A 22,132-nucleotide genomic window follows, 5' to 3' on the forward strand; every position below is an offset into this window, starting at 1 on the left:
AGGGCCTTTTCGCCCGGCGCGCGGTCGCTCACGGGATTCCACGGCTCACAGCGGCAGGTGGCGCGGCGGCGGCCGCCGTGCCCGTGAGCGGTCCGCGCCGGTTCTGCTGGGCGGTGCCCGCCGGGCGCTTTGCGCGGGTTCCGAACCGGGTCTTCTCGCAGATCGCGCATGCCGCAACGAAGTTCGGGGCGACGCTGTGGCCTGCGACGACACGCCCCGGGGCACGGGCAGGACGGCACCGGTTCACCGAGAAAACCTCAACGCCACATAACGCCCGATTCGGACTCCCAGAGCGGGAAGGCCTCAAGGGGCGCGCTATGCCCGGAGTTCAGCGGGGATCGTTCTTCGCTTCTTCCTCACGGCGGCAAAGGCCGTCCGGTAAGTCATTTACCCACGATCATCACTGCCCTGAGCTGCAAGTTCTACACTTCTTGGGGTCGGGTCGGACCCCGTAGACTCGTGGGGTGATCTTCAAGGCTGTCGGTGACGGACGTCCCTACCCCGACCATGGTCTGGGGTCTCGGGACTGGGCGAAGATACCGCCCCGCCAGGTCCGGCTGGATCAGCTGATCACGACCAAGCGAGAACTGGACCTGCAGTCGCTGCTGTCCCGGGACTCCACGTTCTACGGGGACCTCTTCCCGCACGTCGTGCACTGGCGGGGTGAGTTCTACCTGGAGGACGGGCTGCACCGGGCGCTGCGCGCCGCCCTCCACCAGCGGCTCGTCCTGCACGCCCGGGTCCTGGACCTGGACGCCCGCTGACCGCCCCGGCTCCCTTCGCAATCGGCCGGGCGTTCACTGAACCTCTTTCAACACGTGCTCTCCGGTGCCTGAGGCGGGAGCCTCGGATGCGCGCGGTACCGGGCCATCGCAGGTGACGTCCTCCTTCCCAGCTGCGATATCTCCGTCCTGGGCTGCGGAAGCGGCGCGTTGCAAAGGTTCACCGGTCTTGCGCATCGGTCAGGGCGCTGCGCCCCGACGCCGTCGCAGCCGGCCCCAAGGCCGCCGGATCTTTCCTGCACGCCGTCTCCGCGGGTCGAGGTGGGACGTCTCAGTCGGGGACGATGCCGTGACCTGGAACGCCACAGCAGCAGGCTCCCGGCGCCTCGGGCCACGTGTTGCCAAAGGTCCGCTGACGCAGGGCGCTCAGCCCTTGCCGGACCAACTGGTGAATCTGCAGTGCCGGGGCGCGGCCCTGGGCCGGTTCAGGCGCCGGGATCCGACCATCCAGACGGCGGTGGGCATGCCGCCGCGATGGGGGCGTCCGGCGGTGGAAGCGCACCAGACGGCCGTATCGTGCAGGTCCTCCGGGGCGGCCACGCAGACCCAGCGGTGCCCGTCGTAATGGGCCAGGTCCCCCCGGGCGCCGCCCACCCACACGTCCGTGGCCGACAGCGCGGTCACGGTGTTGGCGGACGCAACCGGGACCTCGACACGGAACCACCTGCGGCCGTTCCAGCGCAACACGGCATCGCCGCCGGCGCACCACACATCGTCGGGCGCCACGGCGGCCACGTCGGTGAGCGGGAAACGCGTGACGGGCACCCGCATCCGCCGCCAGGAGCCGCCGTCGTAGTGGACGACCAGCCCGGTCCGGTCCGCGGCGCCGACGGCCCACACGTCCTGCGGCGAGGTGCCGCCGACCGCCAGGAGCTTGCCCTGGGCGACGCGGGGCAGCCCGGCGACCGGCCGCCAGCGGCCGTCACACCGGCGCAGGGCCACCGGCCCGCCGCCCCGGGCGGGGAAGCCGTGCCCGACCGCCCACACTTCGGCGGAGCCGACCGTCGCGACGTCGGTCAGCACGTAATCTTCGGCGGTATCGCGGTCTTCGCCGGCAGGGCCCCGTCGCCCGCTCAGGGAGCCGTCCGGCAGGACGGGCGCGGGCACCTGGGTCCACTCGGCGCCGTCCCACTGCCAGATCAGCGGAATCTCGGTGCCGATCAACCGGTCGTAGGCGCCTCCCACTGCGATCACCTCGGCCGGGCCGCCGGGGTGCGGCGAGGCCTCCCGTCCCTCTTCCCCGGCGAAACGGCTCATGCCGGGGGCCGGATCGCCGTCACCGGAGACGGCGCGCACGACGGTCACGCCTTCCAGGCCCGCCCCGATCAGCGCGGCGGCCGGAGGGGGTACTAAGGGCATCGTCCAGGACGCGCCGTTCCAGCAGGCGGCCAGGGGACGGCCATGGGTCCGGCCGACCACCCACACCTCCTCGGGGGAGGCGGCGGCCACGTCTAACAGGACGCACGGCCTTCCGGCGGGCAGCGGTGGCGGCAGCCGCCATGGGGAGGCCCGCCGATCCGCGGGAAGGCGCTCTCCGCCGGCCCCGGCCAGGAACATCGCGACGCCCTCGACCTCGCCCGGCCACCGGTCGGCGGGCGGCCGATCCGGACGCGGCGAAAGGTCATCGGCCGGGGTCATCGTTCACGACCGGGTTTCCGATATGCGACTCCACACCGTGACAACGATTGAACGCATTGAAGTCGTTCCAGGCGGTTCCTCCGCTGTGAGGGACGGGCGCCCTTCAGCCGCACCGGGACGGCCGTCCCACCCGGATTCCGGCGCTCTACAGGTCGAGCACGGTCAGCACGAACCGGCAGACGGTCGTGCCCTCGTTGGAGTAGGAGTGGGGGCGGTCGCCGGCGAAGAGGGCGGCGCTGCCGGCCTCGACCGGGTGGGACTGCCCGTCCACGGTCACGGTGAGCGTGCCCTCCTCCACGTAGAGGATCTCGCGGGTGCCCGGGGCGTGCGGGTCGCTGTGCCGGGGCTCGCCGGGACGCAGCTCCCAGCGCCACAGCTCCACCGAGGGACGGGCCTCGCTGCCGGCCAGCAGGACGCCGCTCCCGCCGTCCGGGCCGCGCCAGAGCACCACCTGCCGCTCGGGCGGGAACACCCGCACCGCCGGTTCCTCCTCCACCTGGACCAGGCGGGTGAGCGGCACCCCGAGCGCCTGCGAGATGCGGATGAGGGTGCCGAGGTTGGGGTTGCCCCGGCCCTGCTCCAAGGCGACCAGCACGCCTTTGCTCACCCCGGCGCGCACGGCCAGCTGGTCCAGGCTCCAGCCGTGCCCGGCCCGCAGTGAGCGCACGGTCCGCGCCACGGCCGCACCGATCGTCGACTGGTCGTTCACCGCCCGCTCCCGCTCACCTTCGGCGCGTCCTGAAGCACCGCTCCTCCTCGCCGCATGCCTCGGTTCGTCCCGCAACTCCGCGCACCCGCCGGCCCGGCCGGCGGGCCTGCGGGGGGACGCGGCGCACAAGGCCGCACTTTAGGCGCCCCGGCCGCGCACGGCCCAGGGGCGGGGCCGCCCCCGCTGTCGGTCGTTTTGATAAACCGTACATGTCATTACTATGACCGGGAACCGGGAGTTCGAAGGAGCGGGCGGATGCTTGCGGAGATCTGGATCGAGGAGGCCGTCCAGAAGCTGCGGCCGGACTTCGTCGTGCTGGCCATGACGGCCGAAGGGCTGGTCAACGCCGCCAGCGACGACACCTCGACCGCCTGGCTGCGCACGGCGGGACGGCGCGCCGCCGAGGCCGCGCAGGCCCGGGCCGGGGAGGACCCCCATGTGCTCGCCTGGCGGGACGCCTACCGCGATTTCGGCGCCAAGCCGCAGCGCACCCGTCCCTCCGTGGACGCGCTGCTGCGCAGAGCCGACCGGCTGCCGGCCATCAACCGGGTCGTGGACGCCTACAACGCGGTGAGCGTGGAGTACGCGCTGCCCATCGGCGGCGAGGACCTCGACGCCTACCGGGGCACGGCCCGGCTGGTGCGGGCGCAAGGCGATGAGGACTTCGAGACCAGGGCGGGCGGCGAGCCCGTGGTGGAGCACCCCGAGCCCGGCGAGGTGGTCTGGCGGGACGACCTGGGGGTCACCTGCCGGCGCTGGAACTGGCGGCAGTGCGTGCGCACCCACATCACCGAGACCACGCAAAACGCGCTGTTCCTGCTGGAACGGCTGGAGCCCTACCCGCTGCAGCGGCTGCAGGAGGCCGCCGACGACCTGGCCGGCCGGCTGCGCACGATCACCCCCGGGGTGCGGATCCGCACCAGGCTGATCGGGGCGGCCTGATGGTGACCCTGCTCGCCCTGTCCGCCGCGATCGCCTACGGCGTCGCCGACTTCATGGGCGGGGCGGCCTCCCGCCGGCTCGCCGTGCTGCGGGTGCTGCTGATCAGCTTCCCGGCGGGGATCGTGTGCCTGGTGGCCGCCTCGCTGGCGGCCGGCGAGGCGCCCACCCGGCCGGGCCTGCTGTGGGGCTCGGCCGCCGGGCTGGCCGGAGGCGCCGGCCTGATCGCCTTCTACCGCGCGCTGGCCCAAGGGCCGATGAGCGTGGTGGCCCCGGTCTCGGCGCTGGCCGCGGCGGTGCTGCCGGTCATCGTGGGGACGTTTCACGGGGAACATCTGGATCCCGCGGTGCTGGCCGGCGTCGTGCTGTGCGTGATCGCCATCGGCCTGGTCAGCATGGAACAGTCCGCGCAGCCGGCCGCTCGGCCCACCTCCCCCGCCTCCGGGCCGGCCGGGCTGCGGCGGATGGCCGGCAGCGGCCCCGCCCTGGGCCTGCTGTCCGGGGCGGCCTTCGGGATGTTCTTCGTCCTGCTGCACCGGGCGGGCGACGGAGGCGGGCTGTGGCCGACGACGGCGGCCCGCCTGGCGGGTCTGTGCGTCGTCCTCGCCGCGGTCGCCGCCCGCCGGATCCACCGCGCCCGCGCGTTCGGCTCCCTGCCGGGGGCGGATCCGCAGCCCGGCGAACCGCCCGCCTCGAAACGGGAGAAGGCCGCAAGGACACGCCCCCGCCAGGAGCTCGGGCACACCGGCGGGCCGACAGCGCTCGCCGGCGCCCGGGAACGCCGGCTGCCCTGGGGCATGACCGGCTCGACGCTCGCCCTGGCCGCCTTCTCCGGCGTGCTGGACGCCCTGGCCAACGCCCTGTACTTCGTGGCCGCCGGCCGGGGCCTGCTCAGCCTGGTGGCGGTCCTCACCTCGCTCTATCCGGCGATCACCGTGCTGCTCGCCAGGCTGGTCTACAGCGAACGCCTACGGGCCGTGCAGCACCTGGGCCTGGTCGTCGCGGTCGCGGGCGTCGCCCTGGTCACCGCGGGCTGACCGGACGGCCGGCTCAGGCGGTGGACAGGCCGGCGTCGGAGGTCACCTCCCCGTTGAGGACCGGCTGGTGGCGAAAGGAGGGACGCAGTCCGGCCGCCTCCAGGGCCCGGCGGTAGGCGGTGGTGGCCCCGCCGGCGTCTCCGGCGGCCTCGAACAGCTCGCCGAGCTCCCGCAGCAGGTGGGCGACCGGGCGTTCCCGGCCGGTGCGGTCCAGCCGCTCCAGCCGCCCGGCGACGTCCCGCAGCACCTCCAGCGCGGCCTCCCGGGCGTCCTGCGCCAGCCTGGCCCGGGCGATGATCAGCCTGGCCTGGATGAGCTGCAGGGCGCGCGCCCCGGCCCCGATGTCGGCGGGACGGCTCTGCGCCCGGTCGTCTTCCCCGTGACCGGGCTCGACCCGGCCGTTCGACTGCGCGGATGCGGCCGAGGTGGCGCCCGCCTCGGCGGCCAGCTCCCGTTCCACCGCCTCGATGGCCTTGTCGGGCTCGCCGAGCAGCACCAGCGCCCGCGCGGTCTCGATGGCGCAGTCGACCGCCTCCGCCCCGTGCAGGTCCCGGACGGCGCCGCGGAGCAGCTCCATCGCCTCGGCCGCCGGGTGCGGCGCGTCCCCGAACGGCGGCACGCCGCGCAGCAGCGCCCGGGCGGCGGCCACGTGCAGCCGGGCCTGCGCGCGGGCGCGGGCGCCCTCGTCCTGGGCGGCCAGCGCCTGTTCGGCCAGGTGGAGGGCGTCGCCGACCGCGCCCCGCTCCAGCGCCTGCACGCTGGCCCGCCGGTAGGCGTCGGTCAGCGACACCTCGGCGGGGGAGCCGATGGCCAGCACCTCGCGGCCCAGCCGGTGGGCGCGTTCGGGGTCGGAACGGTCGACGTAGGCCAGCAGCAGCACCCGGCCGACCTCGGTGTGCTCCTCCCCGACGGTCAGTCCCAGCTCCTGCAGCCGGGCCAGCACCCGCTCGCCCAGCGTGATGGCCTGCCCCAGGTCGCCGACGGCGTGGTAGCAGCGGGCCAGCGCCACCAGGGCGGGCAGCGCGCTGCTGCGGCCGGGGTCCCGTTCGGCCTGCTCGCGCAGCTCCTCGAAGATGGCGATGGCCTCCTCCAGGCGCCCCAGCGCCTCCAGGGCCTGGGCGCGGCCCCAGCGGGCCCGCACGGTCAGCTCCGGATCGTCGCTGCCGGAGATCACCTCGTCGAACCCGGCCAGCGCGGCGGGGGCGTCACCGGCGTTCAGGGCCAGCCGGGCGTACCGTTCCCGGACTTCCAGATGGGCGCGCTGTTCCGGCTCGATGCCCTCGGCCAGATACTCGGCGGTGCAGCCCAGGCGCTCGGCCAGCAGCCGCAGCACCGCGGGCGTGGGAGTGCGCTTGCCCGACTCGATCAGCGAGATGTAGCTGTCGGAAAGATCATGGCCGGCGAGCTGAGCTTGCGACATGCGTCTGGTCAGCCGCAGGTTGCGGACTCGTTCGCCGACGTTGCCTGGACCCGGCATGTGAACTCACTTAGCGGAAGTAATCAGGAGGCAGGGGTGCCGACATGATTGCATGTTGCAGGCTGCCGCACATCGAGAGTAACCCAAGCAACAGCGACAAGATTGCCGTTCGGCCGCATTGGCGACCTCTTTCCCCAAGCCTCCCACCGCTCCCATCCGGCTCACCCGCCGCACCGCGCGCCGGTCAGTCGTCGGCGGAGGCGTTCTTGTTGGGGAAGATCATCTCGCAGACCTCCAAGTAGAGCTGCTCGGGATAGGGCAGGTAGTCCACCGTGCTCAGCGCCTGGTCCTGGCCGGCCGACTCCAGCACGAACGCCCCATAGCCCAGCAGCCGCCCCATCAGCGACCGCTCAAAGCTCATGTCGGTCACCTTGCCCAGCGGCATCATGCCGACCTTGCGGGTGATCAGCCCGCTGGTGTGGATCATCCGCTCATTGGTGATCACGAAGTAGTCCACCGACCACTCGGCCACCTTCCACACGAACCAGCCGAGCAGCAGCAGCCAGCCCCACCAGATCCAGTTCAGCGACTGGCCCTCGCCGACGACGTTGCTGAGCACCCCGGCGACGATCAACCCGCCCAGCACCAGGCCCACCGGCGTCATCAGCACGGCCGGGTGCCGCCGCACGGTGATGACCTGGCTTTCGTGGGGCAGCAGATACTTGTTGACCGAGGCCGGCGCCGAGTCACCGGGTGTGACGAGCCTCATGCCGCACCGTTCCCGGACGGGACCGGCGAGCCGGTCTGTGCATCGGCCGCTGTCACGGAACGGAAGGCCGCAAAGACCGCATCAGCCCCCGTGGCGCTTTTCCTGGTGGGCACAACTGCCTCCCCGAGCACGGTGACCCACTGACCCCAAGTCAGTCTTACATCAGCGGCCACCCACGGCAAAGACACTCGCCCGAGCGGTTCACCTCGCTTTTCCCAGGCGGCGTTACCCCTGGCTTTGGGCGGGTCCTTCACCGGCCCCAAGGTCGGCGGTGGCGCCCGTGGCGACCTGGCGCTTCTTCTCGGCGGCCACGATGGCCAGGACCTGCAGATGCTTGCGGGCGATCCGCTCCACCAAATCGGGGGGCGCCGAGCCGGTGACGTCCTGGGCGCCGTGCCGGGCGGCCGTGACGCACCGCGTCACGGTGGCCGCGTCGTGGACTCCGGTGAACTCTTTGGCCAGCCGCTCGCCGACTTCCCGGTAACCGGGCAGGTCGCCGTCGTTGTGGTAAGTCATGCCGATCCCAGCACCTCGCTCACGCCGTCCGGTTCTCCGCTCGCTTTGATGACGGAGAAGAGCGAAAAACAACGCTCCGTAATCGACTATTGCCCGCGGCGGCCTTGCGGCGAAAGCCCGTCGCCGCCGTGGACACCAGGACCGGCCACAGTCATGACGCGAGGATGGAAGATCGAACGCCGCCCCAACCCGTCCGATAGACGGACCAAACCATTTTCAGAGGCTCGGCAACGGCCCATGCGGCCGCAGAATCACACCACTCCGTACAGCCGATCCCCGGCGTCGCCCAATCCCGGCACGATGAATCCCTTCTCATTCAGGTGCGAGTCGATCGCCGCGGTGACCACCCGAAGCGGCACCTGAGTGCCGGCGAACGCCTCCTCCAGATGTTTCAGGCCCTCCGGGGCGGCCAGCAGGCACACCGCCGTCACATCGGTGGCGCCGCGCCCCAGCAGCAGCTTGACGGCGGCGGCCAGGGTGCCGCCGGTGGCCAGCATCGGGTCCAGCACATAGCACTGCCGCCCCGACAGGTCCTCCGGCAGCCGGGTGGCGTAGGTCTCGGCCAGCAGGGTGCCCTCGTCCCTGACCATGCCGAGGAAACCGACCTCGGCGGTGGGCAGCAGCCGGGTCATCCCGTCCAGCATGCCCAGCCCGGCCCGCAGGATCGGCACCACCAGCGGCTTGGGCCCGGCCAGCTGCACGCCCGGGGCGTCCGCCAGCGGGGTCCGCACGGTGGTCTCGGCCACCCGCACGTCCCGGGTGGCCTCATAGGCCAGCAGCATGACGAGTTCCTCGGCCAACCGGCGGAACGTCGGCGAGTCGGTGTTCACGTCCCGCAGCACGGTCAGCTTGTGGGCGACCAGCGGATGGTCGACGGCCAGGATCTTCATGGGGATCACGGTATCCCCCGCACACATCGGGGGTGATATGCACGGTATGGAGGAGGTTGACCGGGGAATGACCAGAGAATGAGCACAGAGCGCAATGAGGAGCCGACCCCCGAGGAGGTGCGGGATCGACTGCGCAGGCGTGCCATCTTCCTGCGTGAGCTGGCCGAGGCCCGAGAGCTGCGGCGGCGGGTGACGCCGCACCGTTCCCGCCGGGCCCGTATCCATGCCGTCCTGCGCCGCCGGACCTTCCGGCTGCACTGAGCCTTCTGCAGCACCCCGTCTTCGCCGGCCCGCAGTCGGAGACGACGCCGTGACGTGGGAGGTCGCAGCACCGGGCACCGTCGAGGCCTCCGTCTGCGGCGCCCCAAGACCCCGTGCCGGAAAAGTCCGGTGGGTCCGTCCGCCTCCGCCCGGTCCCGTCCGCCCGCGCCGACGCGTCCACCGCGACCGCCGCAGAGCCGGACGCGTTCACCGCCGTGCATGCGGGCGGGGGCCCGCATACACGGGCCGAGTGCCGTTCGTCACGCGGAACCTGTGCTTTCCTGCAAGTTTTGCCGGTGGGTGCGCATGCGCGTGCAGCATCTGCGAACATGCCGAGGCAGGTACCGCGCCGGTGGGGTGATGATGACGGATATTGACGCGACGGATTTCGCCGTCGTGGTGTATCGCGAAGACGACTGCTGGGAAGCCGAAGTTCTCCCGGTTGCTCTCACCCGGGATCTGCATGGACTGATCCATGCCCTACGCCAACAGCCCAGCATAGGCGGCACCATCGGGCTGGTCGCGGTCGGCGACGACTTCTTCGTCGCCATCCGGGTGCTGGGCGATGAGGTGATGCTGTTCCTGTCGGATGTGACGGCCTCGGTGGACTGGCCGCTGGCCCGGCAAGTCCTGGAGTACCTGGACATCCCCGTCCCCGAGGACGAGGAGCTGGACCAGGTGCTGCCGGTCGGCGACATGTCCATCTTCGTCGACCTGGGGCTGGATGAGATGGAGCTCGGCGCCATCTCCGGGGACCTGGACCGCTACCCCGACGAGATGCTGGCCGACATCGCCAAACGCCTCGGCTTCGGCCAGGCGTTCGACCGGGCCCTGGACACCCTGGGGTGATCCCGGCTCCCGCCCCGCGTGAAGTCCTCCTTCTGCGCTGGGAGAACGTCACCGGACGGTGGGAGCCGGGGCCCTCCCTCTTTCTGAGAGGAGGGGTCAGAATGAATGGATGTCGTACTTCGCTGCGGTCTTCGCGCGAACCCCGCAGGGCTGGATCGGCGACGAGACCACCCTGGAGGAGGTGACCGGCGTCGACGATCTCGCCGACCTGATGCGCGAGGCCGCCATGGAGGCGCTGGGCGATCCGGTGCTGCTGCTGGCCGAGGCGGACGACGAGTGGTTCGCCGTCGCCCGGCTCGACGACGAAGGCGAGGTGCGGGCCTTTTTGTCGGCCGCCCGCGACGAGGGAGTGGCGGCGCTGTTCTCCCAGCTGATCGGGGAGGTCGCCGAGGGCGAGGCGGGCGGCGAGGCGGGCCTGCTGGCGGATCTGGGGGTGTCCGCCGAGCGGCTCGGCGAGCTCGCCGAGCGGGCGCTGCCCGCGGACGCCCTGCTGGAGATCGCCGAACAGGCCGGCTTCGGCGACGATTTCGACAACCTGCGGGCCTGACCCCTCCGGGACGCGGCGCCTGCGCCCCTACGATCGGTGTTCACCCGCCCGGATCTCTCGACGAGCGACCCCATGCACGCACCCACTCCGGCACAGCCTTCTAAGGCACGCGACCCCATCCTCGCCGAGTTCGCCCCGCCGATGCGGCTGGCGCTCGACCAGGCCCGCCTCGCCATGGAGAGCGGGGACGTCCCGGTGGGCGCCGTCATCTTGGACTCCGGCGGCCGGGTCATCGCCACCGGGCGCAACGAGCGGGAGCAGACCGCCGACCCCACCGCGCACGCCGAGGTCGTGGCGCTGCGCTCGGCCGCGGCCCGGCTGGGGAGCTGGCGGCTGGAAGGCTGCACCCTCGTCGTCACCCTGGAGCCGTGCACCATGTGCGCGGGCGCCGCCGTGCTGGCGCGGGTGGACCGCATCGTCTACGGCGCCGTCGACCCGAAGGCCGGCGCCGTGGGCTCCCTGTGGGACGTGGTACGTGATCGTCGTCTCAACCACCGGCCGGAGGTCATCGCCGAAGTCCTCGCCGACGAGTGCGGAGCCGTGCTGACGGAGTTCTTCGCCCGCCGCAGAACCCGATAAGGATTTCATCGCTCGCCGCAGAGTCGGGTAGGCTTCGCGACGGTGGTGTCGCCTAGCGGCCGAGGGCGCACGCCTCGAAAGCGTGTGATGGGGCAACTCATCCGTGGGTTCAAATCCCACCACCACCGCTGTCCGAACGGGCCCCGCCTGCATCGTCAGGCCGGGGCCCGTTCGTTTTCCGCCTCGCTTTCCATCTCACTGGGCCATGTCGACGAAGCGGCTGTAGTGGCCCTGGAAGGCGACGGTCACGGTGGCGGTGGGGCCGTTGCGGTGCTTGGCCACGATCAGGTCGGCCTCGCCGGCCCGCGGGGACTCCTTCTCGTAGGCGTCCTCGCGGTGCAGCAGGATCACCACGTCCGCGTCCTGCTCGATGGACCCCGACTCGCGCAGGTCGGAGATCATCGGCTTTTTGTCGGTGCGCTGCTCGGGGCCGCGGTTGAGCTGGGACAGCGCGACCACCGGGACCTGCAGCTCCTTGGCCAGCAGCTTCAGGGAGCGGGAGAACTCCGACACCTCCACCTGGCGGCTCTCCACCCGCTTGTTGGAGGTCATCAGCTGCAGGTAGTCGATGATGACCAGGCGCAGGTCGTGCTGCTGCTTGAGGCGGCGGCACTTGGCCCGGATCTCCATCATCGTCATGTTCGGCGAGTCGTCGATGAACAAGGGGGCCTCGGCCACCTCGCTCATCCGGCGGGCCAGGCGCGTCCAGTCCTCGTCCTGCATGGTGCCCGAGCGCATGGCGTGCAGCGCCACCCGCGCCTCGGCCGACAGCAGGCGCATGGTGATCTCGTTGCGCCCCATCTCCAGGCTGAAGAACGCCGAGGTGAGCCCGTGCTTGATCGAGGCCGCCCGGGCGAAGTCCAGCGCCAGCGTCGAGTTGTGGGTGGGCACGCAGGAGCGGCCCGCCAGGTACATGTGGTCGGCGTTGTCCACCTGGACGCAGCGCACCGGCACGCTCGGCACGGGCCGCACGTCCACGATGCGGCGCACCTGCGGCCGGTGCGGCCCGCCGGGCTCGGCGGCGGCCGGGGCGAAGCTCACCACGTGGCGGAGCGCGGCCCCCTCGCCCCGGCTGTGCAGCGCGGCCCGGTGGCCCAGGCTGATCACCAGTTCCCGGACGTCCTCGGCCAGCGGGCGGTTCGCCGTCGTGAAACGGGCCAGGCCGTCGCCGGAGCCCGCCTCCGGGGCACCGGCCAGCAGACCGGCCAGCAGCGCGCGACGCTGCCGCTCAGCGGCGCGCAGATAGGCGGCAGGGATGCGGCCCTCTTCCACCCAGTCCTTCTCAAAGGGCCGGGTGGACGCACCGGGATCGGCGGCGTTCTCTCGCCGCTCGGGGCAGGCCCCCGGCAGGCCGGGTTCCCGCCGCCCGAAACCGACCAGGCCGCCGCCGGAGCGCGCCTCCGGGGCGCTGGCCGGCAGCGCGCGACGCCGCCGCTCAGCGGCGCGCAGGCGGGCGGCAGGGATGTCCTCCTCGGCCCGGTCCCTCCCTAGGGGCCGCTCGGATACGCCAGGGACGGAGCCGGCGTCCCCCCGCCGCCCGGGGCGGGACCCCGGCAGATCGGTACGGCCGTCCGGGGCGAACGGCTCGCGGCTTCCGGGGCGGGTGCGGTCCCCGGCGTGGCGCCGGCTCAGCAGGACGCCCAGCCGGTACGGGTCGAGGGGAAGGTCGGCGTGCGGCAGGTCGAACGACGCCGCGACCGTCACCGCGTGATTGGGGCGGCCCTGGGCGTCCCGGAGCGTCCGGGCGATCTCCTCGGTGGTCCTGATCGCAACCGACCCGCCCCGGCGGGCGGAAGAACGGGACACCCGGCCGGGGGCCCGGCGGCCGTGCCGCAGTTCGTCCCTCGTCAGGGCCGACACACAGCGGGAGAACACGGCCCCCGGCGCTGGAAACCAGAGATGGGCCTCGTCCATGAGCACCAGCTCCGCTTCGGCGCGGCCGTGCCTCCCACCGGCCCGGACCGGGACGCGCACCACCCCTCGGTGCGGGCCGAGGCCGAGCGCCGCGGCGGGGCGGCGCTCGGGTGCGCGGCGCAGTGCCGCGGGCAAACCCCTGTGAGCGTCCTCCCGGGCGCCGAGGGCGCACGCCCCCCGCCCCGCGGCGGAACGTTCCGCCGCGGCCGTGCGGTCGTCGCGGGCGACGGTCAGCCACTGGTGCCAGGCGTCGGCGACGATGACCTCGCCGTCGGAGAACTCCACCTCATAGCAGGGGCGGCCGGTCATGACCTCGGTCGCGGCGACGACCCTGGTGGGTTTCCCGTCCGCTCCCAGCAGGTAGTCGCCGACCTTGACCCGCCCCATGGTCGTCCAGCCGTCCGGGGTGGGCAGCGGAGTGTCCAGGGCGAGCGCCTTCCCGATGGCGGGCCGGGCGGCGATGATGATCATCTGCCCGGGGTGCAGGCCGTTGGTCAGCGCGTCCAGGTCGGCGAACCCGGTGGGCACCCCGGTCATCTGGCCGCCGCGGCTGCCGATGGCCTCGATCTCGTCCAGGGCGCCGGGCATGATCTCGCTGAGCGGCAGGTAGTCCTCGCCGCTGCGGTTGTCGGCGATGGCGAGCACCTCGGCCTGGGCGCGGTCGAGGATCTCGTCGGCGTCGGCGCCGTCGGAGGAGTAGCCGAGCTGCACGATCCGGGTGCCGACCTCCACCAGCTTGCGCAGCACCGCCCGCTCTCGGACGATCTTGGCGTAGTAGGCGGCGTTGGCGGCGGTCGGCACGGTCGCCATCAAGGTGTGCAGGTAAGGCGCGCCGCCCACCCGGTTGATCTCGCCGCGCCTGGTCAGCTCGGCGACCACGGTGACGGCGTCGGCCGGCTCACCTCGTCCGTACAGCTCCAGGATGGTGTCGAAGAGGATCTGGTGCGCCGGCCGGTAGAAGTCGCTCGGGCGCAGGATCTCCACGACCTCGGCGATGGCGTTGGCCGATAGCAGCATGCCGCCGAGCACCGACTGTTCGGCGGCCAGGTCGTGGGGTGGGGTGCGCTCGAACTCCCGTTCGTGAGACCCGAGTTCGGTCACGCTCACGGTTCCACCCCGTCTCTTCGTCCCCGCACGAACCGTCCGTCCGTGGATGCGACGGCCGGCCTCGCCGTCCCACTGACGGGTCTAACCGACGGGTATGACATTTTGCGGGCGGGGTCGGAGGGCATGCAAAGCCTCCTGTGGATAACCCTGTGGATGAGTTGTGCAAACACGCCGGGAGCTGTGTGCACGACCTGTGGACAACGTTGGGGAGAAAGCCTCTCCTTCACCGAGGACACCCGCTCTGAGCTGCGAAGACGTTGTCCACCGGCTGTGGGGGAAGAAAAGTTGGCCGCTGTGGGCGATCAAGGCGCCCGATCCGGCCGGCAGCAAGATCGAGTAAGGTTCCAGCAGGGGTTACGGTCATTACCCGGGTGGGTAGTCTCGATCTTCGTCATGCCCCTTCCCACCGCCTGGCGCATCCGCCCTCCCCTGCGCCACCCCCACGACCGCGAGATCTGGCGTCTGGCCGTCCCCGCCTTCGGCGCGCTGGTGGCCGAGCCGCTGTTCCTGCTGGCCGACAGCGCGATCGTCGGCCGCCTCGGCCCGGCGCCGCTGGGCGGGCTCGGCGTCGCCGGGCAGGCCCTGGCCGCGCTGGTCTATGTGTTCGTGTTCCTGGCCTACGGCACCACCGCCGCCGTGGCCAGGCGGGTCGGCGCCGACGATCTGCGGGCGGCGCTGCGGCAGGGCATCGACGGCATGTGGCTGGCGCTGGCGCTCGGCGGCGCGATCGTCGCCGCGGGCCTGCCGCTCACCGGCCGGATCGTCGCGGCGTTCGGCGCCAACGCCGAGGTCGCCCCGCACGCCGAGACCTACCTGCGCATCAGCCTGCTGGGCATCCCCGCGATGCTGGTGATCCTGGCCGGCACCGGGGTGCTGCGCGGGCTGCAGGACGCCCGCACACCGCTTTACGTCTCGGTCGGCTCCTTCGCCCTCAACCTCGTCCTGAACGCCGTCTTCGTCCTCGTCCTGGGCTGGGGGATCGCGGGCTCGGCCTGGGGGACGGTGATCGCGCAGACCGGCGGGGCCGCGGTGTACGCGGCCGTGGTGCTGCGCGGGGCCCGGCGGCACGGCGCCTCCGTGCGGCCCTCGCGGGCGGGACTGCACGCCGCCGTCTCCTCCGGCGTGCACCTGCTGATCCGGACGCTGGCGCTGCGCCTGGTGCTGATCGCCGGCACGGCGGTGGCCGCCCGGATGGGCACCGACGAGACCGCCGCCTACCCGGTGAGCTTCCAGATCTGGACGCTGCTGGCGTTCACCCACGACGCCATCGCCATCGCCGGGCAGGCCATCACCGGGCGCTACCTGGGCGCCGGGGACGCGGCCGGGGCGCGCGCGGCCACCCGGCGCATGGTGGAGTGGGGAGTGCTCAGCGGGCTGTTCTTCGCGGTGGCGGTGCTGGCGGCGCGGCCGTACCTGCCGGCGCTGTTCACCTCCGATGAGGGGGTGCGCTCGGCGCTGCTGGCGGCGCTGCTGGCGGTGGCGGCGCTGCAGCCGGTCGCCGGGGTGGTGTTCGTCCTGGACGGGGTGCTGATCGGCGCCGGCGACATGCGGTACCTGGCGGCCACCACCGCCCTGGCGACGGCGGTGTTCCTGCCGGCCGCGCTGGCGGCCTACCGGCTGGAGACCGGGCTGACGGGCCTGTGGACGGCGCTCGGGCTGTGGATGCTCACCCGGCTGGTCACGCTCGGCCTGCGGGCGCGCGGCGAGGCGTGGCTGGTGACCGGTGCGGTGCGCGGCTGACCGGCGTGACCCTGGTGACAGCTTTTCGAAAATATGCTCGAACAACGAGCGGGCTCCGCTAAGATTCGAACATGTGTTCCAACAAGGGTGAACGGCTGGCCCGGCTGGCCCAGGCGATCGACGAGCTGGCGACCGAAGGGCTGGTCGGCCTGCCACCTGAGACGCTGGCCGAGCGGGTCGCCGGGATCTGGTCGCTGGTAGAGGGGATCGACCCCGAAATCGCCCGTCGCCGGACCCGCTACACCCCTGCGGAGTGCTGATCCGATCCGTCGCTGAGCCTTTCACCACCTCGTTCCCCGGAGGGCCGGGACGGGGCACCGCGGTCGGGGACGACGCCGTGAGCTGCGGCGTCCCGACCTCAGGGCTCCCGTCCCGGCCCTCCAAGACCACAGGCCGGAAAGGCTCATCACAGCGCCGGGCGCCGCCAAGCCCTTCCGCCCCCGGCGCTCGAAGCCGCACGCTGAAAAGACCGCCCTCAGCAGAACGCTGCAGCCCCCTGAAGTTTTCTCAGTGAACCCCGCCTCGCACCGTGACACCCCCGGCCAGGGCCGTGGCGCGACCGGCCGGGCCCAGCCGTCTTCTCTCCCCGTCTCTGGCCGTGAGCGGTACGGCCCGGTGACGTCCTGCCGCACCCCACCAGGGACCTCGCTCTGGCCTCGGCCCTCTCGCCGTCCTCCAAGGCACCGAATCGCCGGGAACGCCTCACTCGGGCCTCTCGCCGAACCAGGCGGTGAAGCCGCGCGGTCAGGAGGTCATCGGCCGGTGCGGTTCTTCGTCCGGCCCACGATGGGGATCTTCGGCGGCTTCGGCGGTGGCGGCGGCTTCGGGAACGCCGGGACCTTGATGTTCGGCCTGATGGGGCGGGTGCCGTGCGCCGGCAGCCACTTGTTCAGCCGCCGCAGACGGCGGGCGACCTCCTTGCGGAGGTAGGGCAGCGCCGCGTACAGGACATCGCCCGGGCATTCGGTGGCATTGAAGTCGCGATGGCCCCGAATCGCGAGGAAAGGGTTGAGATCATAGGCGTGGCACAGCCACACGCATGTGTCCACCAGCGAATACCACAGCGGCGCCGGGATCGGGGCGTTGGAGTAGGTGCCTTCGCTCTCGATGCCGATGGTGTGGTGGTTGTGGCCACGTACCTGGGCGCCCACCACATGACGGCCGGATTTGATGGCCGCCAGGGTGTGGTTGCGCCCCTCCATCACATGACCGCCTCTGCTGATCGTGAGCTGTTCCCCGATGTCGTCCCAGCCGTTGCGTTCCATGTGGAATCGCTGCAGCAGGCGCGACAAGCGGTATGCATGCTCCAGTGAATAGTCCTTGGTGTTGGCGGTCGCCGTGTGATGAATGACGATGCGGTTCGGGGGCCGGTTGAGAATCTGCGCCCGCTGCCGCGGCGGCCTGGCGTCCCACTGTTCACGGGCGTGCACGCGAAGCAGCCGCCGGGTGTCCCCACCTCCCCGCTCCGCCGCCTCGGCCTGATCGACCAGCGGAAACGCCATGATCAGCCCGGTCCCCGCCGCGCTGCTCAAAAACGTCCGGCGGCTGATCCAGCCCTGCGAACATGCGGTCACAAGTCCCCCTTCCGCCGCACGATCCGGCTACGGAAGGTAGCGACCGGAAGGATGCCGCCGAAGCGTCTACGCCGACTCTTGACGGACAACGGACATCCATTACCGACGGCAGGAACCGGATTTCGAACGCTGCACTCTCAGCACATCGGCAGCTGAAATTCCTTCAACTCGATCTCACCGCCAAATGTTTTCCACTGCCCTCTCCAATGGTCAACGGAGCCTCGGTGAACCGCCTGGTCCGGCACCGCTTCCGTGACTTTCTCCGAAGGGTTTCCGTCAGCTCGGCCTCGGCTCTGCAAAGCCCGCACGCAGAATCCAAAAGGAGCTTGACGGGGTTTCCTCAGAGAATCTTTCAACACGCCGCCCCACGGCTCGTATGCAGCAGCCCGGCCGTCAGGGACGTCGCAGCTCCGGGCTGCGTCAGGGCTTTGCCCTCGGCGCTTGCGGTCGCCCGGTGAAAAGATCGGCGAGGTTTCTCAGCGAAAAGGAACGCCCACTTGAGCCCCACCGCTTTCGGGCAGCGGCACGCCGGGACCGGCCGGCGGACGCCGGCGCCCGAAACCGGCGGCGCCACGTCCGCGGACCGCCTGCCCCATCACCGCATCTCGACGGCGCCGATCGTTGACCTCGGTGTGATGAAGGCCGGCTCCCCGAGTGCGCCGTCTCGGCGGAGACCCCGAGCCGTTCTCCGGCAAAGTCTCCAAGGCCTGGCAGGTCATGGTCGCGCGATGCACGCAAAACGGCCGGGAGCCCTCCGGGAGCTTGGGGAGTGATGCCTCTCCCCGGCGCATCCGGAAGGTCCCGGCCGCTTAGCGGTCTGCGAGCGGGCCTGCCGTGCGGCGTGCCTCAGGCGGCGGCCACGTTGAGGTCGATGGTGGCGCTGACCTCGGGGTGCAGCCGGACGGTGACCTTGTGGGCCCCGAGCGTCTTGATGGGGTTGCGGATCTCGATGCGGCGCTTGTCCAGCTCCGGACCCCCCGCGCCCTTGACGGCCTCGACGATGTCGGCGGCGGTCACCGAGCCGAACAGCCGGCCGCCGGAGCCGGCCCGGCTGCGCAGCACCACCTTCAGGGAGCCGAGCTGCTCGGCGACCTCGCGGGCCTGCTCCAAAGTGGCGATCTCACGGGCCGCGCGGGCCTTCTTGATCGCGTCGACCTCCCGCTGGGCGCCGCGGGTCCAGCGGATCGCCAGCCCGCGGGGCACCAGGTAGTTGCGCCCGTAGCCGTCCTTGACCTCGACCACGTCGCCCGGCTCACCGAGCCCGCTGACCTGCTGAGTGAGAATGAGCTTCATCGAACGTCCTCCCCTCAGCGCGCGGTGCTGGTGTAGGGCAGCAGCGCCATCTCACGGGCGTTCTTGATCGCGGTGGCGACGTCCCGCTGGTGCTGGGTGCAGTTACCGGTCACCCGGCGGGCACGGATCTTGCCGCGGTCGGAGATGAACTTGCGCAGCAGGCCGGTGTCCTTGTAGTCGACGTAGGAGATCTTCTCCTGGCAGAACACGCAAACCTTCTTCTTGGGCTTGCGCGGCGGTGACTTGGCCATCGTGGTGCTCCTGTTCGAGAGCCCCGCTTGCGCGGGAATGGTCTGTCGGTCAGTGACCCCTCTTGCAAGGCCGCACGCCGACCCGTTCACGGGCCGACCCACGGCCGGAGGGCCTTGGTTCTCGTCCCGCCCGAAGGCGGAACGTTCGGCTCGCTCTCACCCGGACGAAAGCGAGCCCGCTTTCGCGGCGCCCGGTCCTGCGACGGCGGCCGGCCGGGCCGCGCCCAGGACCAGCGGGCGCTCGCCTAGAACGGAGGGTCGTCGGAAAAACCGCCGCCGGTGGCCCAGGGGTCGGCGGGCGCTCCTCCCGGAGCGCCGGCACCGGCGGGAGCTCCGCCGAAGCCGCCCCCGGAGTCAAAGCCCCCGCCGCCGCCGAAGCCGCCGCCCTGCCGCTGGGTCTTGTTGACCTTGGCGGTGGCGTTGCGCAGCGACGGGCCGACCTCGTCGACCTCCACCTCGTAGACGGTGCGCCTTTCGCCCTCACGGGTCTCATACGACCGCTGCCTCAGGCGACCCTGCACGATCACCCGCATGCCGCGGGTCAGGCTCTCGGCCACGTTCTCGGCCGCCTGCCGCCAGACATTGCAGGTCAGGAAGAGGGCTTCGCCGTCCTTCCACTCCCCGCTCTGCCGGTCGTAAAAGCGCGGCGTGGAGGCGACGCGGAAGGTCGCCACCGCCTGTCCGCTAGGGGTGAAGCGCAGGTTCGGGTCCTCGACGAGGTTCCCGACGAGTGTTATCTGAGTGTCGCCTGCTGCCATGGGGCTGGCTCCATCTGTCGGGGCGGCCCACCGTAAGAGGGTGTTCAGTGGACCTCGGGGCGGATGACCTTGGTACGCAGAACCGACTCGCTCAGGTTGAGCTGGCGGTCCAGTTCCTTGACGACGGCGGGTTCGGCGGTCAGGTCGACGACCGCGTAGATGCCCTCGCTCTTCTTCTGGATGTCGTAGGCCAGCCGCCTGCGACCCCAGATGTCGACCTTCTCCACCGTGCCGCCGCCGTTCTTGACGACGCTGAGGAACTGGTCGAGCGAGGGGGCGACGGCCCGTTCCTCGATCGAGGGGTCGAGGATGACCATGACTTCGTAGCGACGCATGTTGTGTCCCTACCTCCTCTGGACTGATGCGGTCACGGCGCTTCCGTGACAGGAGGGCTCTGGCGCCGGCCGCGGGCCGCGCTGCTGGGACGCGGCCTGCGGGAACCGATCCAGGCTACCAAGGGCCGGACCTTGGCGAGGCCAACTGGAAAGTTCATCGCCGAACCCGGTGGGCCGGCCCGGCGGGGCGTCCCGCGCCGGCTGCGCGACGGCGGTCCAGCTCGGCCATGATGTCGGCCATGCGGGCCCGCATCCGGGCCGTCTGGGTGGTCAGCATCGACAGTTCCTCGATGAGCTCCGCGTCGCCGATGAGCGCGAGATCCCTGTTGTCCATCGGGCACCTTTCGAATCCGTTCATGATTCGAAGCGATGTTCGAAGTCATCTCCGAGACTACCTGCAGGCACCGACATTCTCGGCCGTGGCGCCGCCGGAACGGCAACCGGCCGCATCGCTTTCCCCTGCTCTGGATTGACGGCGGCCGGGGCGGGCATCCTCACCCGGCCAGTGAACCTTTTCCAACACGACGTCTCCGCAGGCCGAGACGGGGCCTCGCAGTCTGAGGCGAAGCCGTGACCCGCAGCGTCACGGCGCCGGAGACCCTCGAGGGTCCCGTCCCCGGGCCTTGGGCCACATGTTGGAAAAGGTTCAGTCCCTGTCCCCAGCCAGGAGAGGGGTGCTCCCCATGCCGGACACTCTCGAAAAGCGGCGCGGCCGCCGGCTGCTCAACACCGACGGCGGACGCCACCCGCTGCAGAACGCCCTGACCTTGACCGCCTTCGTGCTGGGAGTGGCCGCGCTGGTGCTGGGATTCATCCCGGCCACCCACTTCTTCGGCGCGCTGGCCGGGGTGATCGGGCTGCCGGTCGCGCTGTACGCGCAGCTCATCTCGGACACCACGGGTGAACGCTTCTTCAACGTCATCGCGATGATCTGCGCGTTCGTCGGGGCCGCCTTCGCCCTGCGCCACGGCGGCTTCTCCCTGTGATCCGGGCGGGCCGCGGCCACCGGGGCGCCCGCTGTCACCTGCGACGGCTAGGCTCGAGTTCATGCGCATCGGAGCCCACGTCGACCAGCACGACCCCCTGGCGGGCGCCCGCGCCGTCGGGGCGGAGGTCGTGCAGTTCTTCCTCGGCGATCCGCAGGGCTGGAAGAAGCCGGTGGTGCCCGAGGCGGTCGCCGAACTGGACGGGTCCGGGGTGGACGTCTACATCCACGCCCCGTACGTGGTCAACGTGGCCACCTCCAACAACCGGATCCGGGTGCCCAGCCGCCGGATCCTCAGCGAGCAGCTGCAGGCCGCCGCTCAGATCGGCGCCAAGGCGCTGATCGTGCACGGGGGGCACGTGCTGTCCGGCGACGACCCCGAGGTGGGCTTTGAGAACTGGCGCAAGGTCTTCGAGCGGATCGACTGCCCGATCCCGATCTACATCGAGAACACCGCGGGCGGCGGCAACGCCATGGCCCGCCGGCTCGATCGGATCGCCCGGCTGTGGGAGGTGCTGGGCCAGGTCCCCGGCATCGACGGCAAGCTCGGTTTTTGCCTGGACACCTGCCATGCGCACGCGGCCGGCGAGGAGCTGATCGACGTGGTCGACCGGATCAAGGCGATCACCGGCCGGATCGACCTGGTGCACTGCAACAACAGCCGGGACGCCTTCGGCTCGGGCGCCGACCGGCACGCCAATCTGGAAAGCGGCACGATCGACACCGAGCTGATCGTGTCGGTGGTGCGGTCGGCCGGGGCCCCGGTGGTGGTGGAGACCCCTCCGGCCGGTCAGGCCGCCGACATCGCCCTGCTGCGCGCCGCGCTCACCTGACCCCGGCCCCGGCGGGCCGCCGAGGGTTTAGGGAAGTGTGTCCCGGGTCATACCTTTCGGACACCACCCCACCCCGAGGTGACGCCATGACCGGAGCCCCCGCCCCCGGGACGACCCGACTGCCGCTCGGCGTCCAGGCCGACGGCACGCTCACCCCCAGGGCCGTCCCGATCGCCTTCGTGCTGGGCACACTGGCCGTCTTCGCCGCCCTGCCCCTGGGGGTACTGGGCATCGTCCTCAACGACAGAGGGCTGGAGCGGGTGCGGACCGACCCGCAGAGCGCCCGCAAACTGGTGGCCTGGTCGTGGGGGATCTTCGCGGTGGTCGACGCGCTCGCGGTCGTCGCCGTGGTCCTGGCCGTTTTTCTCCTCTGACCGGCGCTTCCCCGCCTGACCCGGCGACGGCGACG

25 protein-coding genes and 1 tRNA gene are annotated in these 22,132 nt (G+C 71.5%); 13 read left to right on the top strand and 13 right to left on the bottom strand.

The window, feature by feature from the left end:
- The first annotated feature begins 464 nt into the window (after positions 1-464).
- A complete protein-coding gene (locus tag TCUR_RS24150; RefSeq protein WP_012855226.1) occupies positions 465-764 on the top strand; it encodes a type II toxin-antitoxin system VapB family antitoxin in 300 nt (99 codons plus the stop codon).
- Between the two features lie 384 nt (positions 765-1,148).
- On the opposite strand, the gene TCUR_RS24155 is transcribed toward TCUR_RS24150, so the two are convergent.
- Both TCUR_RS24155 and TCUR_RS24160 read right to left on the bottom strand, forming a co-directional pair.
- Positions 1,149-2,420: a beta propeller repeat protein gene (locus TCUR_RS24155; RefSeq protein WP_041440386.1), complete on the bottom strand. Its 1,272-nt coding sequence runs from the start codon at positions 2,418-2,420 to the stop codon at positions 1,149-1,151.
- A gap of 145 nt (positions 2,421-2,565) precedes the next feature.
- A complete protein-coding gene (locus TCUR_RS24160; protein WP_012855228.1) occupies positions 2,566-3,129 on the bottom strand; it encodes a helix-turn-helix domain-containing protein in 564 nt (187 codons plus the stop codon).
- A 255-nt stretch (positions 3,130-3,384) separates the two neighbouring features.
- Between TCUR_RS24160 and TCUR_RS24165 the strand changes: the two genes are divergently transcribed.
- Positions 3,385-4,071 (top strand): B3/B4 domain-containing protein, encoded by a 687-nt coding sequence (locus TCUR_RS24165; protein ID WP_012855229.1) that lies wholly within the window; start codon positions 3,385-3,387, stop codon positions 4,069-4,071.
- Positions 4,071-5,105: an EamA family transporter gene (locus TCUR_RS28205; protein WP_012855230.1), complete on the top strand. Its 1,035-nt coding sequence runs from the start codon at positions 4,071-4,073 to the stop codon at positions 5,103-5,105. The genes TCUR_RS24165 and TCUR_RS28205 overlap by 1 nt, the downstream gene beginning before the upstream one ends.
- Before the next feature lie 13 nt (positions 5,106-5,118).
- Here the strand turns inward: TCUR_RS28205 and TCUR_RS24175 are convergent, their stop codons facing one another.
- The 4 genes from TCUR_RS24175 to upp all read right to left on the bottom strand — a co-directional run bounded on the left by TCUR_RS24175 (position 5,119) and on the right by upp (position 8,697).
- Positions 5,119-6,582, bottom strand: a complete 1,464-nt coding sequence (locus TCUR_RS24175) for a helix-turn-helix transcriptional regulator (protein WP_012855231.1) — start codon at positions 6,580-6,582, stop codon at positions 5,119-5,121.
- A gap of 184 nt (positions 6,583-6,766) precedes the next feature.
- Positions 6,767-7,291, bottom strand: a complete 525-nt coding sequence (locus TCUR_RS24180; protein WP_012855232.1) for a PH domain-containing protein — start codon at positions 7,289-7,291, stop codon at positions 6,767-6,769.
- Positions 7,292-7,516: 225 nt separating this feature from the next.
- Positions 7,517-7,807, bottom strand: a complete 291-nt coding sequence (locus tag TCUR_RS24185) for a hypothetical protein (RefSeq protein WP_012855233.1) — start codon at positions 7,805-7,807, stop codon at positions 7,517-7,519.
- Between the two features lie 251 nt (positions 7,808-8,058).
- Entirely contained in the window at positions 8,059-8,697 is a 639-nt protein-coding gene (gene upp / locus TCUR_RS24190) for a uracil phosphoribosyltransferase (protein ID WP_041440390.1), read from the bottom strand.
- 78 nt (positions 8,698-8,775) lie between these two features.
- On the opposite strand from upp, the gene TCUR_RS24195 reads away from it, so the two are divergent.
- The 5 genes from TCUR_RS24195 to TCUR_RS24215 all read left to right on the top strand — a co-directional run bounded on the left by TCUR_RS24195 (position 8,776) and on the right by TCUR_RS24215 (position 11,061).
- Entirely contained in the window at positions 8,776-8,958 is a 183-nt protein-coding gene (locus tag TCUR_RS24195; RefSeq protein ID WP_012855235.1) for a hypothetical protein, read from the top strand.
- Positions 8,959-9,321: 363 nt separating this feature from the next.
- Positions 9,322-9,807: a tRNA adenosine deaminase-associated protein gene (locus TCUR_RS24200; RefSeq protein WP_083790033.1), complete on the top strand. Its 486-nt coding sequence runs from the start codon at positions 9,322-9,324 to the stop codon at positions 9,805-9,807.
- A 109-nt stretch (positions 9,808-9,916) separates the two neighbouring features.
- Positions 9,917-10,354, top strand: coding sequence for a tRNA adenosine deaminase-associated protein (locus TCUR_RS24205; RefSeq protein ID WP_012855237.1), 438 nt, complete (start codon positions 9,917-9,919; stop codon positions 10,352-10,354).
- Positions 10,355-10,495: 141 nt separating this feature from the next.
- The gene (gene tadA / locus TCUR_RS24210) at positions 10,496-10,933 is read left to right on the top strand and encodes a tRNA adenosine(34) deaminase TadA (RefSeq protein ID WP_041440391.1); all 438 of its coding nucleotides are present in this window, start codon (positions 10,496-10,498) and stop codon (positions 10,931-10,933) included.
- Between the two features lie 41 nt (positions 10,934-10,974).
- Positions 10,975-11,061 (top strand) — tRNA-Ser (locus TCUR_RS24215).
- 67 nt (positions 11,062-11,128) lie between these two features.
- Here the strand turns inward: TCUR_RS24215 and dnaB are convergent.
- Positions 11,129-13,954 (bottom strand): replicative DNA helicase, encoded by a 2,826-nt coding sequence (dnaB, locus tag TCUR_RS26125; RefSeq protein ID WP_041440392.1) that lies wholly within the window; start codon positions 13,952-13,954, stop codon positions 11,129-11,131.
- A gap of 393 nt (positions 13,955-14,347) precedes the next feature.
- Here dnaB and TCUR_RS24225 point away from each other — a divergent pair, with 393 nt between their 5' ends.
- Both TCUR_RS24225 and TCUR_RS24230 read left to right on the top strand, forming a co-directional pair.
- On the top strand, positions 14,348-15,694 hold the full coding sequence (locus tag TCUR_RS24225; protein ID WP_012855240.1) for an MATE family efflux transporter: 1,347 nt from the start codon (positions 14,348-14,350) through the stop codon (positions 15,692-15,694).
- Between the two features lie 71 nt (positions 15,695-15,765).
- Positions 15,766-15,954, top strand: coding sequence for a hypothetical protein (locus tag TCUR_RS24230; RefSeq protein WP_012855241.1), 189 nt, complete (start codon positions 15,766-15,768; stop codon positions 15,952-15,954).
- A 492-nt stretch (positions 15,955-16,446) separates the two neighbouring features.
- Here the strand turns inward: TCUR_RS24230 and TCUR_RS24235 are convergent, their stop codons facing one another.
- The 6 genes from TCUR_RS24235 to TCUR_RS24260 all read right to left on the bottom strand — a co-directional run bounded on the left by TCUR_RS24235 (position 16,447) and on the right by TCUR_RS24260 (position 20,239).
- On the bottom strand, positions 16,447-17,268 hold the full coding sequence (locus TCUR_RS24235) for a peptidoglycan recognition protein family protein (protein WP_012855242.1): 822 nt from the start codon (positions 17,266-17,268) through the stop codon (positions 16,447-16,449).
- Between the two features lie 846 nt (positions 17,269-18,114).
- Complete coding sequence (gene rplI, locus TCUR_RS24240) at positions 18,115-18,561, bottom strand: 50S ribosomal protein L9 (protein ID WP_012855243.1); 447 nt, start codon at positions 18,559-18,561, stop codon at positions 18,115-18,117.
- A gap of 14 nt (positions 18,562-18,575) precedes the next feature.
- Positions 18,576-18,812, bottom strand: a complete 237-nt coding sequence (gene rpsR, locus TCUR_RS24245; RefSeq protein WP_012855244.1) for a 30S ribosomal protein S18 — start codon at positions 18,810-18,812, stop codon at positions 18,576-18,578.
- Positions 18,813-19,057: 245 nt separating this feature from the next.
- Complete coding sequence (locus tag TCUR_RS24250) at positions 19,058-19,570, bottom strand: single-stranded DNA-binding protein (RefSeq protein WP_012855245.1); 513 nt, start codon at positions 19,568-19,570, stop codon at positions 19,058-19,060.
- Between the two features lie 44 nt (positions 19,571-19,614).
- Positions 19,615-19,905 (bottom strand): 30S ribosomal protein S6, encoded by a 291-nt coding sequence (rpsF, locus tag TCUR_RS24255; RefSeq protein WP_012855246.1) that lies wholly within the window; start codon positions 19,903-19,905, stop codon positions 19,615-19,617.
- A 154-nt stretch (positions 19,906-20,059) separates the two neighbouring features.
- Positions 20,060-20,239, bottom strand: a complete 180-nt coding sequence (locus TCUR_RS24260) for a hypothetical protein (protein ID WP_012855247.1) — start codon at positions 20,237-20,239, stop codon at positions 20,060-20,062.
- 349 nt (positions 20,240-20,588) lie between these two features.
- On the opposite strand from TCUR_RS24260, the gene TCUR_RS24265 reads away from it, so the two are divergent.
- From TCUR_RS24265 to TCUR_RS24275, 3 genes are all read left to right on the top strand, one after another.
- Positions 20,589-20,891, top strand: a complete 303-nt coding sequence (locus TCUR_RS24265) for a hypothetical protein (RefSeq protein WP_012855248.1) — start codon at positions 20,589-20,591, stop codon at positions 20,889-20,891.
- A 61-nt stretch (positions 20,892-20,952) separates the two neighbouring features.
- Positions 20,953-21,723, top strand: a complete 771-nt coding sequence (locus TCUR_RS24270) for a deoxyribonuclease IV (protein WP_012855249.1) — start codon at positions 20,953-20,955, stop codon at positions 21,721-21,723.
- An 86-nt stretch (positions 21,724-21,809) separates the two neighbouring features.
- Positions 21,810-22,097, top strand: coding sequence for a hypothetical protein (locus TCUR_RS24275; RefSeq protein ID WP_012855250.1), 288 nt, complete (start codon positions 21,810-21,812; stop codon positions 22,095-22,097).
- Positions 22,098-22,132 lie beyond the last annotated feature (35 nt).

The sequence above is a fragment of the Thermomonospora curvata DSM 43183 genome (genome assembly GCF_000024385.1).
Lineage (GTDB): Bacteria > Actinomycetota > Actinomycetes > Streptosporangiales > Streptosporangiaceae > Thermomonospora > Thermomonospora curvata.

Bases quoted from the DNA above. Each gene is read 5' to 3' on its own strand.
- TCUR_RS24230 (WP_012855241.1), top strand. From the start codon at position 15,766: ATGTGTTCCAACAAGGGTGAACGGCTGGCCCGGCTGGCCCAGGCGATC.
- tadA (WP_041440391.1), top strand. From the start codon at position 10,496: ATGCGGCTGGCGCTCGACCAGGCCCGCCTCGCCATGGAGAGCGGGGAC.
- rpsF (WP_012855246.1), bottom strand. From the start codon at position 19,905: ATGCGTCGCTACGAAGTCATGGTCATCCTCGACCCCTCGATCGAGGAA.
- TCUR_RS24195 (WP_012855235.1), top strand. From the start codon at position 8,776: ATGAGCACAGAGCGCAATGAGGAGCCGACCCCCGAGGAGGTGCGGGAT.
- TCUR_RS24225 (WP_012855240.1), top strand. From the start codon at position 14,348: ATGCCCCTTCCCACCGCCTGGCGCATCCGCCCTCCCCTGCGCCACCCC.
- TCUR_RS28205 (WP_012855230.1), top strand. From the start codon at position 4,071: ATGGTGACCCTGCTCGCCCTGTCCGCCGCGATCGCCTACGGCGTCGCC.
- TCUR_RS24205 (WP_012855237.1), top strand. From the start codon at position 9,917: ATGTCGTACTTCGCTGCGGTCTTCGCGCGAACCCCGCAGGGCTGGATC.
- TCUR_RS24200 (WP_083790033.1), top strand. From the start codon at position 9,322: ATGACGGATATTGACGCGACGGATTTCGCCGTCGTGGTGTATCGCGAA.
- TCUR_RS24265 (WP_012855248.1), top strand. From the start codon at position 20,589: ATGCCGGACACTCTCGAAAAGCGGCGCGGCCGCCGGCTGCTCAACACC.
- TCUR_RS24185 (WP_012855233.1), bottom strand. From the start codon at position 7,807: ATGACTTACCACAACGACGGCGACCTGCCCGGTTACCGGGAAGTCGGC.
- TCUR_RS24180 (WP_012855232.1), bottom strand. From the start codon at position 7,291: ATGAGGCTCGTCACACCCGGTGACTCGGCGCCGGCCTCGGTCAACAAG.
- TCUR_RS24175 (WP_012855231.1), bottom strand. From the start codon at position 6,582: ATGCCGGGTCCAGGCAACGTCGGCGAACGAGTCCGCAACCTGCGGCTG.
- TCUR_RS24260 (WP_012855247.1), bottom strand. From the start codon at position 20,239: ATGGACAACAGGGATCTCGCGCTCATCGGCGACGCGGAGCTCATCGAG.
- rpsR (WP_012855244.1), bottom strand. From the start codon at position 18,812: ATGGCCAAGTCACCGCCGCGCAAGCCCAAGAAGAAGGTTTGCGTGTTC.
- TCUR_RS24270 (WP_012855249.1), top strand. From the start codon at position 20,953: ATGCGCATCGGAGCCCACGTCGACCAGCACGACCCCCTGGCGGGCGCC.
- TCUR_RS24250 (WP_012855245.1), bottom strand. From the start codon at position 19,570: ATGGCAGCAGGCGACACTCAGATAACACTCGTCGGGAACCTCGTCGAG.
- TCUR_RS24275 (WP_012855250.1), top strand. From the start codon at position 21,810: ATGACCGGAGCCCCCGCCCCCGGGACGACCCGACTGCCGCTCGGCGTC.
- rplI (WP_012855243.1), bottom strand. From the start codon at position 18,561: ATGAAGCTCATTCTCACTCAGCAGGTCAGCGGGCTCGGTGAGCCGGGC.
- upp (WP_041440390.1), bottom strand. From the start codon at position 8,697: ATGAAGATCCTGGCCGTCGACCATCCGCTGGTCGCCCACAAGCTGACC.
- TCUR_RS24165 (WP_012855229.1), top strand. From the start codon at position 3,385: ATGCTTGCGGAGATCTGGATCGAGGAGGCCGTCCAGAAGCTGCGGCCG.
- TCUR_RS24155 (WP_041440386.1), bottom strand. From the start codon at position 2,420: ATGACCCCGGCCGATGACCTTTCGCCGCGTCCGGATCGGCCGCCCGCC.